Annotated in this window: 12 protein-coding genes and 1 pseudogene; 2 read left to right on the forward strand and 11 right to left on the reverse strand. The window is 65.1% G+C overall.

What is annotated here, in order from left to right:
* Window positions 1-18: 18 nt before the first annotated feature.
* The 9 genes and pseudogenes from BJP08_RS10155 to BJP08_RS10195 all read right to left on the reverse strand — a co-directional run.
* Window positions 19-1,119: pseudogene (locus tag BJP08_RS10155) on the reverse strand (glycosyltransferase family 4 protein); the annotation flags it as partial.
* Between the two features lie 3 nt (window positions 1,120-1,122).
* Window positions 1,123-1,548 carry a DUF3592 domain-containing protein gene (locus BJP08_RS10160; RefSeq protein ID WP_369816432.1) on the reverse strand — a complete coding sequence of 142 codons (426 nt, stop codon included), beginning with the start codon at window positions 1,546-1,548 and terminating at the stop codon, window positions 1,123-1,125.
* The gene (menD, locus tag BJP08_RS10165; protein ID WP_071569438.1) at window positions 1,548-3,164 is read right to left on the reverse strand and encodes a 2-succinyl-5-enolpyruvyl-6-hydroxy-3-cyclohexene-1-carboxylic-acid synthase; all 1,617 of its coding nucleotides are present in this window, start codon (window positions 3,162-3,164) and stop codon (window positions 1,548-1,550) included. Before menD ends, BJP08_RS10160 begins: the two co-directional genes overlap by 1 nt.
* An 11-nt stretch (window positions 3,165-3,175) precedes the next feature.
* Complete coding sequence (locus BJP08_RS10170; protein WP_071569439.1) at window positions 3,176-3,613, reverse strand: hypothetical protein; 438 nt, start codon at window positions 3,611-3,613, stop codon at window positions 3,176-3,178.
* A 15-nt stretch (window positions 3,614-3,628) separates the two neighbouring features.
* The gene (locus tag BJP08_RS10175; protein ID WP_071569440.1) at window positions 3,629-5,209 is read right to left on the reverse strand and encodes a DASS family sodium-coupled anion symporter; all 1,581 of its coding nucleotides are present in this window, start codon (window positions 5,207-5,209) and stop codon (window positions 3,629-3,631) included.
* A 145-nt stretch (window positions 5,210-5,354) separates the two neighbouring features.
* Entirely contained in the window at window positions 5,355-6,314 is a 960-nt protein-coding gene (locus tag BJP08_RS10180; RefSeq protein WP_071569441.1) for an o-succinylbenzoate synthase, read from the reverse strand.
* 9 nt (window positions 6,315-6,323) lie between these two features.
* Window positions 6,324-6,575, reverse strand: a complete 252-nt coding sequence (locus BJP08_RS10185; protein WP_071569442.1) for a hypothetical protein — start codon at window positions 6,573-6,575, stop codon at window positions 6,324-6,326.
* On the reverse strand, window positions 6,575-8,482 hold the full coding sequence (gene feoB, locus BJP08_RS10190) for a ferrous iron transport protein B (protein WP_071569443.1): 1,908 nt from the start codon (window positions 8,480-8,482) through the stop codon (window positions 6,575-6,577). Before feoB ends, BJP08_RS10185 begins: the two co-directional genes overlap by 1 nt.
* 2 nt (window positions 8,483-8,484) lie before the next feature.
* Complete coding sequence (locus BJP08_RS10195; protein ID WP_083428515.1) at window positions 8,485-8,733, reverse strand: FeoA family protein; 249 nt, start codon at window positions 8,731-8,733, stop codon at window positions 8,485-8,487.
* A gap of 117 nt (window positions 8,734-8,850) precedes the next feature.
* Between BJP08_RS10195 and BJP08_RS10200 the strand changes: the two genes are divergently transcribed.
* Window positions 8,851-9,783 carry a 1,4-dihydroxy-2-naphthoyl-CoA synthase gene (locus tag BJP08_RS10200; RefSeq protein WP_071569444.1) on the forward strand — a complete coding sequence of 311 codons (933 nt, stop codon included), beginning with the start codon at window positions 8,851-8,853 and terminating at the stop codon, window positions 9,781-9,783.
* Between the two features lie 152 nt (window positions 9,784-9,935).
* Here BJP08_RS10200 and BJP08_RS10205 read toward each other — a convergent pair whose 3' ends face one another.
* Together BJP08_RS10205 and BJP08_RS10210 are read right to left on the reverse strand one after the other, a co-directional pair.
* Entirely contained in the window at window positions 9,936-10,133 is a 198-nt protein-coding gene (locus BJP08_RS10205; RefSeq protein WP_071569445.1) for a hypothetical protein, read from the reverse strand.
* Window positions 10,134-10,215: 82 nt separating this feature from the next.
* Window positions 10,216-10,590 carry a hypothetical protein gene (locus BJP08_RS10210; RefSeq protein ID WP_071569593.1) on the reverse strand — a complete coding sequence of 125 codons (375 nt, stop codon included), beginning with the start codon at window positions 10,588-10,590 and terminating at the stop codon, window positions 10,216-10,218.
* Between the two features lie 390 nt (window positions 10,591-10,980).
* On the opposite strand from BJP08_RS10210, the gene BJP08_RS10220 reads away from it, so the two are divergent.
* Window positions 10,981-12,759 carry an exonuclease domain-containing protein gene (locus tag BJP08_RS10220; RefSeq protein ID WP_071569447.1) on the forward strand — a complete coding sequence of 593 codons (1,779 nt, stop codon included), beginning with the start codon at window positions 10,981-10,983 and terminating at the stop codon, window positions 12,757-12,759.
* The last annotated feature ends 232 nt before the right edge of the window (window positions 12,760-12,991 follow it).

Genomic DNA, 12,991 nt, shown 5'->3' on the forward strand with positions numbered 1-12,991 from the left:
CTGTAGCGCGCGCTGTGCCTGTTCGTAATACTCGACGAGTTGTCGGCACAGCGCCTCCCACGTTCTGCCGGAGACCGACTCCCGCGCCGCGACCCGCAGGTCCGGCCACCGGGCCTCGTCGAGGCACCACGCGACGGCGTGGGGGAGTTCAGTGGTGAACGTGGGGACGTCGAGAAGGAGGCCGTTGGTGCCGTCGGTGATGAGGTCGATGGGGCCGCCGGCGCGCGGCGCAATGGTGGGCACCCCGCTGGCCTGGGCTTCTTGAATGGTCTGGCAGAAGGTTTCGAACTCGCCGGGGTGCACGAAGACGTCGAAGCTGGCGTAAGCGCGGGCGAGCTCCTCGCCGGTGAGCGGGCCGCAAAACACCGCGCCCGGCAATACCGCGCGCAAGGCGTCGCCCTCCGGGCCGCCTCCGACGATCACCACCTGCAGGCCCTCACGGCCGCAGAGTGGGGCGAAGCGGTGCACACTCTTTTCCGCGGCAAGGCGACCGACGAACCCGACGATGCGCTTGCGCCCGCTGGGGTCCCAGGTGCGGCGCAGCTCCTCGCTGCGGCGGCGGGGGTGGTAGAGGGTGGCGTCGACACCCCTGCCCCACGTGTGGACGCGCTCGATGCCGTGCCTGCGCAGCTGCTCCACCGCCGCCGACGAGGGCGCGAGCGTGAGCTGGCACGCGTTGTGGAGACGCCGCGTCCAGTCCCACGCAAGCTTCGTCAGCGCCGGTAGGTGGTACTTCGTAGCGAACCCGGCCACATCGGTTTGGTAGAGCGCTACCGCTGGCACCTTCAGCTGGCGCGCGGCGAACGCGCCAGCCGCCCCGAGCACGAACGGGCTGGCCAGGTGCACCACATCCGGCTGAAAGGAAGCGAGCGCGGCGCGCACGGCACTGGTGGGAACCCCGACGGGCAGCGAGTTGACCATCGGCACGCGAACGGTGGGCACGCGGATCACGCGGAAGCCCCGGTAGTCGGGGATCTCTTCCTGATGCTCGCGGGCTCCGGGGGCAATCACGATGGCGTCGTGGCCGTACTCGCGAAGGTGGTCGAGCACGCGCAGCACGGAGTTGGTCACCCCGTTGACGTTCGGCAGGAAGGACTCAGCAACGATGGCCACGCGCATCCGCTACACCTGCCCCTCGTTCTCCCCGCGCACGAAGCGGCCCACGCCCTTCCACGCGGCGGCCGCCACCAGCGTGGCCACCACGGCGACGGACAGCGCAGGGATCAGCGACAGCGTCCAGCCGCGGCCCTCAACCTTGACCAGGTCAGGGTCGGTGCGCGAGTACGTCACCCACACCTGCTGTCCTTCGCTGAGCCCAGTTGGGTACAGCAGGCCGGTCACGGGCGAGTGGGTGCGTCCGCGGTCGTCCTGGTATTCCACGGCGGTGCGGATCTTGCTCACGCTGGTCACGGTGGCCAGGCCGCGGCCGGGGTCGCGGGCGATGCGCCAGTCGTTGATGGCGGGACCTGCGACCATCGCGAGGCAGCCGAGCATCGCGCACGTGTACAGCGCCAGTACGAGCTGCTGGGCGCGTCGCTTCCAGCGGATCACTTCTGAAGCCGCTGCGCGAGCGCTCGCCGGGTGGCCCGTGTGGTGCACGCTTCCACCACGGTGATCGGGTTGGGCTGCGACTCCAACTCGAAGAGTACCTCGTGTAGCTCGGCGAGGGTTTCGGCACGGCGGTAGTCGGCGGCGTAGGCCTCCGCCAGCTTTTCGACGTCCACTCCGTGCCTCGTACCAAACGCCTTCTCGAAGTCGTCCCGGACGGACTGTGCCCCGACCTCGAGCGTTTCGAAGATACCGCCGCCGTCGTCGTTGGCCACGACGACGGTGAGGTTGCCGGGGTGTGGCTCATCGGGCCCGATGAGGAGCCCGCTGGCGTCGTGAAGGAAGGTGAGGTCCCCCATGAGCGCGACGGTGCGCGGGGCGCGGATTTCGTCCGGGTGGAGGCACTGCGTGGCAAGCGCGACGCCGACTGCCTGGGAGATCGTGCCGTCGATGCCAGCGGCGCCACGCGGGGAGAAGGTGGGCACGCCGTCGAACGGCATGCCGACGAAGGAGGCGTCGCGCACCGGGTTGGAGGCCCCCAACACCAGCGTGTCCCCGACCCCGAGGGTGTCGCACACGGCGGCGGCGACGTGCATGCCGGTAAATCCGTAGTCGGCGTCGGCGAGGGCGTCGCGTACCGTGTTCGCGCCGACGCCGCCCGCGGCCTCGCAGATGGTGATCCACTGCTGGCGCGGCTGTCCGGTCGCGTTGACTCGCGAGCCGCGCAGCTGCGGGTTGCCAGTGAACGTCTCCGTGCGCGAAATGCCGATCACGGCGATGTCCGGGTCGGCGAGCAACGCCATCACGTCGCGGTGCAGGGTTGGGTGTCCCACCACGATGACCTGCTCCGGCTTCGTCGACGCGGCGAAATCGCCGCCGTCGTGACTAATCGAGACCTCGCTCTGCGCGAAGAAGCGCGCGGCCAGCGGGTGCACCTGGTGGAACGGCGTCGGCGCGGTCGGCTCCGCGATGGTCGGCACGTGCTCCAGGCCGGGCACATCCCAGGCCTCGTCGCCGGCGATAACCAGCGTGTCCTTCGTCAGGTCGACATCCACGGCCCCGTGGTCGCACCACGCAGGCTTCGTGGCCAGGCGGCCCGGCCCAACCCGGCGCGGCTGCCCCACCGGCTCAGGCAGGGCGTCGGGCACCAATGGGGTGTCCAGTGCCACGTTGACGTGCACCTGGACTGCGCTGAAGTCCAGCGCGCGGGCTTCCTCCACGCTGGTGACCTGTTGCGTCTTGGCGTAGTGGCCAAAAATGCCCTGCTGCCAGATCGTCTGGGAGGCCCCAGTGCCGACCATCCACTCGGGGCGGTCGGCGCTGATGACAGCCAGCGGCACGTGCGCCATGTGCGCCTCCACCATGGCTGGAAACGTGTTGGCGACCGCGGTGCCGGACGTCATCACCACGCCGACGTGGCGGCGCTGCACACGCGCCAGACCGAGGGCGGTGAAGGAGGCGGAGCGTTCGTCGATACGCATGTGGACGGTGATGTCCTTGCGTGCGAGCAGCGCGTACGCCAGCGGCGAGTTGCGCGAACCTGGGCACATCACCACGTCGGTGACGTGCTGCGACAGCGTCTCGGCGACCTGGTGGGCAATATCCATCGAGTTCATGGCCACCTACCTTACTGGCCTTGCAGCGCGCTCTCCGCACCGGAGACGATGTCGTCGAACAGGCCGCGCAGCTCGGTCGGCACCTCGACGGCTGGCTCGGTCGGTGCCACCGTCTCCCCGTTCTCCCCGCGCCCCCGGTCCGGCAGCAACTTCGGCCGCTTCGTCGTGGTTTCCGTGACTGTCTCCGTGACAACGGAAGTCGCAGTCACCGTGGAAGTTACCGGCGGCTTGTCCGCCTCCGCTGCGGCGCCGCGCCACAGGAAGAACAGCACGGTGCCGGCACACAGTGCGATAGCAAGCGCAATCCCCAGCCCGATTGCGAGCCCGTTGGAGCGCTGCGGCTCCGGCTCGTAATAGGACTGGGGTTCGTAATAGGCTTCCGGCTCGTAGTACTGCGTTTGGTGCTCCGGGTCCGGGAAGTACTGCTTTGGACGTTGCTGGTTATCCATGCTGCTAGCGTACCGCTAGAGCACCAAACCAAACACCGGCACCGCCAGGAAGTAGGTCACCACGGTGATCAGGCCGAGGGAGATGACGTTCAGCCACAGGCCGCCCTTGAGCATCTCGCCCATGGTGACGTAGCCCGAGGAGTACGCAATCGCGTTCGGCGGGGTTGCCACCGGGAGCATGAACGCACAGGTTGCGGACAGCGCCACAGGGATGGCCAGCAGCAGGATATTCATCTCGGTCGCCTCGGTCAGGCCGATACCAACCGCGACACCACCCATGATCGGGAGGAAGGTTGCGGCGGTTGCCGTGTTCGAGGTCAGCTCGGTCAGGCCCAGCACCAGTGCGGCGACAGCCATGATGAGCAGGATCGTCGGCAGCACAGCGAGGCCCTTTGCGGCTTCACCGATCCAGAGGGACAAGCCGGTGGAGGTGAACATCGCGGACAGGGACAGGCCACCACCGAAGAGCAGCAGGACGTCCCACGGCATCTCGTTCGCGGTCTCCCAGTCCATCAGGCGCTTGCCCTGCTTCGTGCCCGGCACGATGAACATCAGCAGGCCGGCAATGATGCCGACGATGGCGTCGTTGTACGGGAACTCCCAACCGAACTGCTTGATACCAAGCGGGATGAAAATCCAAGCGAGTGCCGCGATCAGGAAGATGATGCCGACGGCCACCTGCGGGAACGTCCAGGCACCCAGCTTGCGGTACTCCTCATCGATGAGCTCCTTACCACCAGGGATCCGGTCGATCTCAGGCTTGAACACGTTAATCAGGACAAACCAGGCGATCACGGTCAGCAGGATCGCCATTGGCATACCCACCAGCATCCACTGACCGAACCCGATCGTGATGTCGTGTGCTTCCTTCATGTAGCCGGCCAGCAGCGCGTTCGGCGGTGTACCAATCAGGGTGCCGAGCGAACCGGTGGAGGCGGAGTACGCAATCGCCAACATGAGCGCGGTAGCGAACTTCTTCTGGTTCTGCATGCCACCCACGGAGTCAGCGGTCAGGGACAGCACAGAAACACCAATCGGGAGCATGACCACGGCGGTCGCGGTGTTCGACACCCACATGGACATGAAGCCGGTTGCCAGCATGAAGCCCAAGATGATGCGCTTCGGGCTAGTACCCACAATGCGCACGACCACCAGCGCGAGCCTGCGGTGCAGATTCCAACGCTGCAGGCCAAGCGCCATCAGGAAGCCACCCATGAAGAGGAAAATCGTGGACGACGCGTACGGCCCGGAGACCGCGCTGAACTTTGCCACGCCCATCACCGGGAAGATCGCGATCGGTAGCAAGGCGGTTGCCGCCAGCGGGATCGCCTCCGTCATCCACCACACAGCCATGAGCACCGTGGTCGCGGCGACGACGCGCATCACGTCAGCATCGTAGGTCGTTTCAGGGTCGGCCCCCGAGGACTGCTGTACTGTTTCGGCAGCGCTGCCCGGGAAGATGTAGTACACCAGCAGCGCAAGCAGCACACCTGCGATCAAGCCAATAAGTTGGCGGCGCCACTCACCCGGTTCGGGCGACTTGGCTAGCTCACCATCAGAGAGCGCAGAGGATTCATGCAACACGGGAGTCGACATTTTCGATCCTTTCGAACAGGATTCACACAACAGCTACAAGGTGATCTTTCACACCCCAGTGTGAGAGACGTTACTCCCTCACATCTCAAATGTCGCAAGAATGCACAGATTAATCAAACATTTTCACCCCCACCCACGATTGTTTTTACCCCCGCATGGTGTCCATGCAGTCACGGATGCGCTGAAACCACCAGTCGCGCCGTTCCGCGGGCGCCCGCAGTTCGTGCAAGCGTGCCGGATCGGGGGTAACAGGGGTGGCTTCGAGGCAGCCATCGACGAGCGGTCGCGGCGTTGCGACGTCCTCTACGAACAGCCGCTGCGTGGCCAAGCCCGCCGCGCGCGAGTCCGCGACACGCGCCGCCACCAGGCCCGCGTACATCCCCACCGCGGTATCCAGGGCGCTGGCCACCGTCACGTCCATGCCCAGGTCCCGCTTCAGCGCCAGCAGGCGGCGCACTCCCCCGAGCGGCGCAACCTTCAGCACGGCCACGTCCGCCGCGCCCAGCTCCGCGACCCGCAGCGGGTCCACCGCACGCCGGATCGACTCGTCCGCCGCAATCGGCGTACGCACCCGCGCCCGCACCTCCGCGAGCTCCTCCGCGCTCTCGCAGGGCTGCTCGATGTACTCCAGCTCCCCCAACGCTTCGGCGGCGCGCACCGCCTCCTCGACGCTCCACCCCCGGTTCGCGTCCACGCGCAGGGTCGCGTCGGGACGCAGCTCGCGCACTCGCTGCACGCGCGCAACATCCTCAGCGAGGGTCTGGCCAGCCTCGGCCACCTTGATCTTGAACGTCCCGATCCCCGGGAAACGCTCGAGAACCTCCTCCACCTGGTCGGCATCCACCGCGGGCACCGTGCCGTTCACCGGCACCGGTCCGGAAGCCTCCGGCAGCCCCTCGAACGCGGCCTCCAAGCCGGAGCGCAGCCACTGCACAGACTCTTCAGGGCCGTACTCCACAAAGGGAGAGAACTCGCCCCAACCGGAGGGGCCGTCGATAAGCAGGGCCTCGCGCGTGGTGATCCCGCGGAACTTCACCGCCATGGGCAGGGCTACGACGTGGGAGCGTTCGAGGATTTCGTCAGCAGACGGCAATAGAGAAGGCATAGGGCCAGGCTAGCGCCGGCCGAGCACCAGCGCGACGGGCCCCTGCTGGATCGAGCACGCACCCCGCGAGGAACAGCCACCGCAGCCACCCGCACAGGAGTCGTTGAGGGCGCTGCGCTGCACTTCGCAGGTGGCCTCGAGGTGGGCCATGACGGCGTCGATAGTCATGGGTGACAGGTTGGTGCAGCGCGCAATTTCCTCGCGGCTCACGCAGCCCTCGCGCAGCGCGCCGAGCACCGCCGACATCGGCCCGCCGCTCATTAGAAGAACACCTTCAACAGCTGGAACGCCACGACGGCCAGGGCCCACGCCATCGCCATCTGCAACATGACGCCGAACAGCGTCCACTTCAGGCCGATCTCCCGGCGCTGCGCAGCAAGCGTGGCCACGCACGGGGTGTACGCCAACAGGAAGAGCATGTACGCCCACACTGCAGGTATCGTGTGCCCGCCGGAGGCCTGGTTGAAGTCTTCGCGGATCGCCTGACTCAACGGCGAGTTGCCGTCGCCCTCCTCGGGCTCCTCCAGCGCGTAGGTCTGCGCCCAGCTGGAAATGACGGCCTCCTTGGCCACGAAGCCGGTGATCAGCGGGCCAGCCAGGGACCAGGAGTCGAAGCCTGCAGGCGCGAAGACAGGGGCGATCGCGTCAGAGACAGTGCCGTACACCGACTCCTGCGGGGCAACCTCGCCGAACTCTGCCTCGGAGGTCACCGGGGTGGACTGCAGCGCCCACACCACGACGACGGTCGCCACGATGATCTTGCCCGCGGTCTCAAGGAAGCCACGCAAGCGCGCCCACATCACCGACAGCGCCAGGCGCGCGCCCGGCAGCTGGTACACCGGCAGGTCAATGACCAATGGCTCGGTGCCCATCGTGGACCACAGCACCTTGCGCAACGCGAAGCCCGTCAGCACGACAAGCAGGATAGAAATGACGTACATCGCGAAGACGACGGTGCCCGCGTGATCCGGGAAGAACGTCGCAGCCAGCATGACGTACACCGTCAGGCGCGCACTGCAGGACGCGAACGGCACCAAGAGGGCCGTCATCAGGCGGTGGCGCGGATCCCCCATCACGCGCGTCGCCGAAATCGCCGGCACGTTACAGCCGAAGCCAACAATGAGCGGGATGAACGCTTTACCAGGCAAGCCCATCGCACGCATCACACGATCCGCGACGACGGCCGCGCGCGCCATATAACCAGAATCCTCCAGCACAGCGAGACACAGGAACATCAGCGCCATCAGCGGCGCGAACGTGAGCACCATGCCCACGCCGTTAATGAGGCCGTCGACGACCAGCCCTCGCAGCCAGCCGATATCCGGCAGCACCGCGAGCGCCGCATCAGAGACCGGGCCGCCGAAGAATGCCTCCAGGCCATCCTGTAGCGGCTTCGCCACAGTGGTGGTGATCTCGAAGACCAGCCACATCGCCACCAAGAACATCAAGGGGCCAAGCACCGGGTGCAGCGCGAAGCGGTCCAGGCGCTCGGTGAAGGTCTGCTGGTGGCCGGTGTCGGTCGCAGCAACTTCGACGGCGGCGTCGACCCAGGCGAAGCGGGCGTCGGCAAGCTCGAAATCGTCCGAGGTGGCCACTGGGCGCAGGGTGACCGCGGGTTCGGAGAGCTGGGCGTCGATAACTTCGCGCAGGCCGCGCACATCCCTCTTACGCGGATCGACCGCGACCACAGGCACCCCAAGCGAGTGCTGCAGCGCCGCCGCATCCACCGCAATGCCCTCCGCGCGGGCCACATCCATCTTGGTCAACGCGACCACAATGCGGTACGGCGTCTCCGCAAGCTGCGCCACCATGTACAGGCCACGCGCAAGGTTCGCCGCATCAACAACGACCACCACCACGTCCGGGCGCTCAGCCTGGCAGCGCTCTAGCAGCAGCTCACGGGTGAGCTCCTCGTCGGGGCTCTGCGGGTCCAGCGAATAAGCGCCTGGGAAATCAATCACATTGTAAGAGCCCGCCCACACGCCACGGGAGATCTCCACGGAAGTGCCAGGCCAGTTACCCATCTTCACGTTCGCGCCGGTCAGCGCATTGAACAAAGTGGACTTGCCGGCGTTCGGGGCTCCAATCAGCGCAATGGTTGGCTCGCCCTTGACAACGGTATCTGCGTGCGGCCCGCAGCACGACGGGACCTGAGTAAAATCCGCCATGGCTATGCCACGCTCACCTTGATACCACGCAGCGCGCCGGCGCTGAGGGCGTAGCGGGAGGTTGCCACCTTGATCACGCGACCACCACCAGCCGTGGACTGCATGATGCTCACGCGCTGGCCTGGGCGAAGACCAAGCTCCTGCAGGCGACGCGCGGCCGTCGGGGTGGTGTCAAGCGCCACGATAACGGCGCTGTCGCCGACGGGGATGCGGGCGAGGGTGCCCTCGGCAGATTTGGTTATCAGACTCATACGTTTGATTTAACTCCGAGCACATTAGATAAGCAATGCCTTAGACATTGGTTGCCTCACAGTGGGGGTAGCCTCCCTGATAACCGTACGCACCTGCGCCCCGTAGACTACAAAGCCATGAGCTATTCCACTGCGCAACCATTCGACCCAACCCAGTGGCGCGAAGTCGAAGGTTTTGACTTCACCGACATCACCTACCACCGACACATCGGCACCACGCGCGCCGACGGCATCGTCCGCATCGCCTTCGACCGCCCCGAAGTCCGCAACGCGTTCCGCCCCCACACCGTCGACGAACTCTACCGAGCACTCGACCACGCCCGGCGCGACCCTTCCGTGGGCGTAGTGTTGCTGACCGGCAACGGGCCTTCCGAAAAAGACGGCGGTTGGGCATTCTGCTCCGGCGGCGACCAACGCATCCGCGGCCGCTCCGGCTACCAATACGCCGGCGGCGACACCGCCGACACCGTCGACGAAGCGCGCGTCAAGGCCGAGGGCGGACGCCTGCACATCTTGGAAGTCCAGCGCCTCATCCGCACGATGCCCAAGGTAGTCATCGCGGTGGTGAACGGCTGGGCGGCCGGCGGCGGCCACTCACTCCACGTCGTGTGCGACCTCACCATCGCCTCCCGCGAGGAAGCTCGGTTCAAGCAGACCGACGCCGACGTCGGATCTTTCGACGCCGGCTACGGCTCCGCCTACCTCGCAAAGATGGTGGGCCAGAAGTTCGCCCGCGAAATCTTCTTCCTCGGCCGCACCTACTCGGCCGAGGAGATGCACCGCATGGGTGCGGTGAACATCGTGGCTTCGCATGACTCCTTGGAAGAGGAGGCCATCCAGGTCGCCCGCGAAATCAACGGCAAGTCTCCCACCGCGCAGCGCATGCTCAAATTCGCCTTCAACCTTGTCGACGACGGCCTCATGGGCCAACAAGTCTTCGCCGGTGAAGCGACCCGCCTCGCCTACATGACCGACGAGGCCGTCGAGGGTCGCGACTCCTTCCTGGAAAAGCGCCCGCCACGCTGGGACGAGTTCCCGTTCTACTACTAGGCAGGAGTGTGGCTGCGTTTAGGGCTGTGGGCCTCGCGGTGCTCGCTCCCTGCATACTCTATTGAAATAGTTCCCGCGTCCGGGACCTATTTTGTGTTTGGGGCCGGTTCCGGTCGACCAGCGTTTGCGTTTCCCCAGGTCGCGACGGCCGTCTACGAAGAAAGTTCCCGCGCCCTCCGTGTCCGCGCACCAGATTCCGGGTTTTCGGCGGACGGGTTTGCAAAGCCCAAGGTCGCGGCCACGACGGAAGGGAATTTGGTGTCACCCCAGTCGGCCCGAGTGACAAAGGACGCAACCACCTTTTCATGACCTGGGCCTTTGCCGGCGCCGGACGGCAGGATTGCGTCCATTGTCACTCGCTCCACAATCTCTGCAGGATCAGGTACGCAACGTGGACCGTAGTCAGGGCCCAGGTCTGTCTCGCTTACTCCCTTAACCGACTAAGTCGGCAGCTCGCTGGTGGGAGACCCCAAGCACCTCTCCCATCTCACGAAGAGTGAAGCCTTCTGCTTTCATTTTCTGGGCGAGTTCAGTCTTGGCAGCTGCGGCCTTTTCGGTCGCTTCCTTCGCCTTGCTACCAAGCTCTTCTGCGCGCTTCCGAAGTGCTTCAACCTCGCCCGGCAGAATCGGGACCACTTCAACTTCAAAATCGGATGGAGCAAGTCCCGACTGGAATGCAAGGGCCTCAATCACCTCGCCTTTTGCTCTGTCGAGGCGACGCGTCTGAGAAACAACTCCGAGCTCTTCACACTCTAAGACCCATGCTCCGCTCGCACCGCGCTCCGCAGTGACAGTAAACGACCTCATCTCCACCACCCTTTTCCTAACTCTGTCTGAAATTGGTCAAAGAACTTACGCGCCGCCAAATCATCGATTTCCCGATGCCTACCAAGCGTTCTCGTCGTATTTCCAACTCGGTAGGCATCATGTTTGGTAAGTGCGATCGCTTCAAATTCAAGCCCCTGACGCCGTGCTTCATTACGCAACTTCTTTATTACTGCATACCTCTTCACATTTCAACCCCCCATTGCATATTTTTGTCAACTGCCAATTGACAACTAATTGCTCTTACTTTTAATTAGACGCCACAACTCCCCTTCCGGTTCCATCGAACATCCGGCCGACTCCGTCCCTGGTGTGTCGGGGGCGTGCCTTATATTTATTGACACCCCAACACGGATGGACAAGGGAGTAGGAATGGGCCGGAATGGGTTTGCGGTCGTCGATTTGGAGACGACAGGGCTGAGCAACCAGGACCGCATTGTGGAGATCGGCGTGGTGCTGCTGCGCCCCGACTTTTCCGTGGAGCGCACGTGGGAGACGCTGATCCAGCCGGAGCGCGATATTCCGAATAGTTATATCCATAAGATCACGGCGACAGATGTGGTGGATGCACCTTTATTTTGTGACGTCGCTCCGTACCTGGGCTCGCTGCTCAACGGCCGCACGCTGGTGGCGCACAATGCGTCGTTTGAGCACCGCTTCCTGACCAACGAGTTCGCGCGCGCCGGCGCGGAGGACGGCTTGTGCGAGTGGCTGGACACCATGCGGTTGACGAAGCAGTACATGGGTGTGGGCAAGTTGAGCGAGGCGTTGGAGATCGCGCAGATCCGGAACCGGTTCGCGCACTCGGCGCTGGCGGACGCGGAGGCAACCGCGGAGCTCCTCCGCTACTTGTGCGTGGGCAACGGCGTGGACGTCGAGAAGTATCCGGCGGCGACGTTCACCACCCCTGCCGCCGAGGCCCCGTGCCTTCCCCGCGGCGGCGCGCCGTCCTGGGCTGGGCAGCTTTCGCGCACCTTGCCGACGGCCACCACCAAGAACGAAGCCGACTACCGCGCCGAGCTGACCTGCGCACTTGTAGACCGCGCCATCTCCCGCACCGAGATGCGCCGCCTCGAATCCACCGCCATAGCCGCGGACCTCAGCGCCGACGACGTCGACGCCATCAACGAGGAGTTCACCCGCCAGCTCGCCGTCGAAGCCTGGGCCGACGGCGTCATCACCGATGAGGAACGCGCCACGCTGCTCGACATCGCCGAGGCGCTCAACGTCGATGCGCAGCTCGTCCGCTCGCTTCTCGACGAGCCCACCTCCGGCCCCACCCCCGCCACCTTCGCCCTGCGCCCGGGCGACCGCGTCGCGTTCACCGGGGCCCTGGACATCCCGCGCGACGTCTGGACCGACCGCGCCACCGCCGCCGGCCTCGACGTCGGCGGCGTGACCCGCATGTGCGCCGTCCTTGTCGCGGCGAACCCGGACTCCATGAGCGGGAAAGCGAAGCAAGCACGCGAGAACGGCGTTCCGATCATCAGCGAGACCCACTTCGCCCAGCTGCTGAAGGCCATGGAGGATACGACCGAGGACGCGCCGGTTGATGCTCCTGATACTGCTCCGTCTGTTACTGCTCCTAGTGCTCCGGAGCAGTTCTCCTGGCTGACCCCCGAACAGTCGCACGCTGTAGGCTCGTCGAGGACGCGCATCGCCGCCGCGTGGATCGAACAGCACCCGGACCGCCCACTGCACGAGATCGCCGACAACCTCACACCCCACCACGTCCCCGAAGCAACCGGGCGCGGCATCGACCGCTACCTCGCCATGTGGAGCCTCGAACACCCAGAGATGCTCAACGCGAGCGCCAACGACCTACTTGACCTGCACGGCGTCGGCTCGAAACGGCGCAGCCAGCTCGTGGAAATGGTGGTGGACCTCGCCGTCGACGGCGCCGAAGAACCAGTTGAGGTGGAGGCTGCGGTTGTTGAGGAGGTAGCCGATCCAACCCCGGACGAGCTGCTTGCCACCGCGTACTCATCTGCCTATGTACCTAGTATTTCCCCATCGTCGGCTCCAGTCCAACCAAGTTCACCGGGGCCGCTTTCAGTGCTAGAGGAAAAACAAACGTCGGCGCGACAATCATTAAATGGTCAGGAATCGTGGGTGGCTCCTCGTTCGTGTTTGCGGTGTTACTCGGCATGATCACTGGCATGGCACCCGAGCACCCAATTGCCGATTTCCTGATATCGATCAGTGCCTTATCCCTGATCGTCGCAATATTCGCGTCCCCGCTTGCACTCATCAGGTGGCTATTGAACAAGCGTTGAGTCCAAGCACTTCCTCTGGCATTGGAAAGAAATCGATCGCGACGACGCCCGGCCAAATTTTCCTGTGCGGCGCGAACCGCCGCCCAGCGTCTTTAGACTTTCACGGC

Source organism: Corynebacterium sp. NML140438 (genome assembly GCF_001875725.1).
Taxonomy (GTDB): domain Bacteria; phylum Actinomycetota; class Actinomycetes; order Mycobacteriales; family Mycobacteriaceae; genus Corynebacterium.

Excerpts from the sequence above, each read along its gene's own strand:
- BJP08_RS10220 (WP_071569447.1), top strand. The coding sequence starts at position 10,981 with ATGGGCCGGAATGGGTTTGCGGTCGTCGATTTGGAGACGACAGGGCTG.
- BJP08_RS10170 (WP_071569439.1), bottom strand. The coding sequence starts at position 3,613 with ATGGATAACCAGCAACGTCCAAAGCAGTACTTCCCGGACCCGGAGCAC.
- BJP08_RS10185 (WP_071569442.1), bottom strand. The coding sequence starts at position 6,575 with ATGAGCGGCGGGCCGATGTCGGCGGTGCTCGGCGCGCTGCGCGAGGGC.
- feoB (WP_071569443.1), bottom strand. The coding sequence starts at position 8,482 with ATGGCGGATTTTACTCAGGTCCCGTCGTGCTGCGGGCCGCACGCAGAT.
- BJP08_RS10180 (WP_071569441.1), bottom strand. The coding sequence starts at position 6,314 with ATGCCTTCTCTATTGCCGTCTGCTGACGAAATCCTCGAACGCTCCCAC.
- BJP08_RS10200 (WP_071569444.1), top strand. The coding sequence starts at position 8,851 with ATGAGCTATTCCACTGCGCAACCATTCGACCCAACCCAGTGGCGCGAA.
- BJP08_RS10210 (WP_071569593.1), bottom strand. The coding sequence starts at position 10,590 with ATGAGGTCGTTTACTGTCACTGCGGAGCGCGGTGCGAGCGGAGCATGG.
- menD (WP_071569438.1), bottom strand. The coding sequence starts at position 3,164 with ATGAACTCGATGGATATTGCCCACCAGGTCGCCGAGACGCTGTCGCAG.
- BJP08_RS10205 (WP_071569445.1), bottom strand. The coding sequence starts at position 10,133 with ATGGACGCAATCCTGCCGTCCGGCGCCGGCAAAGGCCCAGGTCATGAA.
- BJP08_RS10175 (WP_071569440.1), bottom strand. The coding sequence starts at position 5,209 with ATGTCGACTCCCGTGTTGCATGAATCCTCTGCGCTCTCTGATGGTGAG.
- BJP08_RS10195 (WP_083428515.1), bottom strand. The coding sequence starts at position 8,733 with ATGAGTCTGATAACCAAATCTGCCGAGGGCACCCTCGCCCGCATCCCC.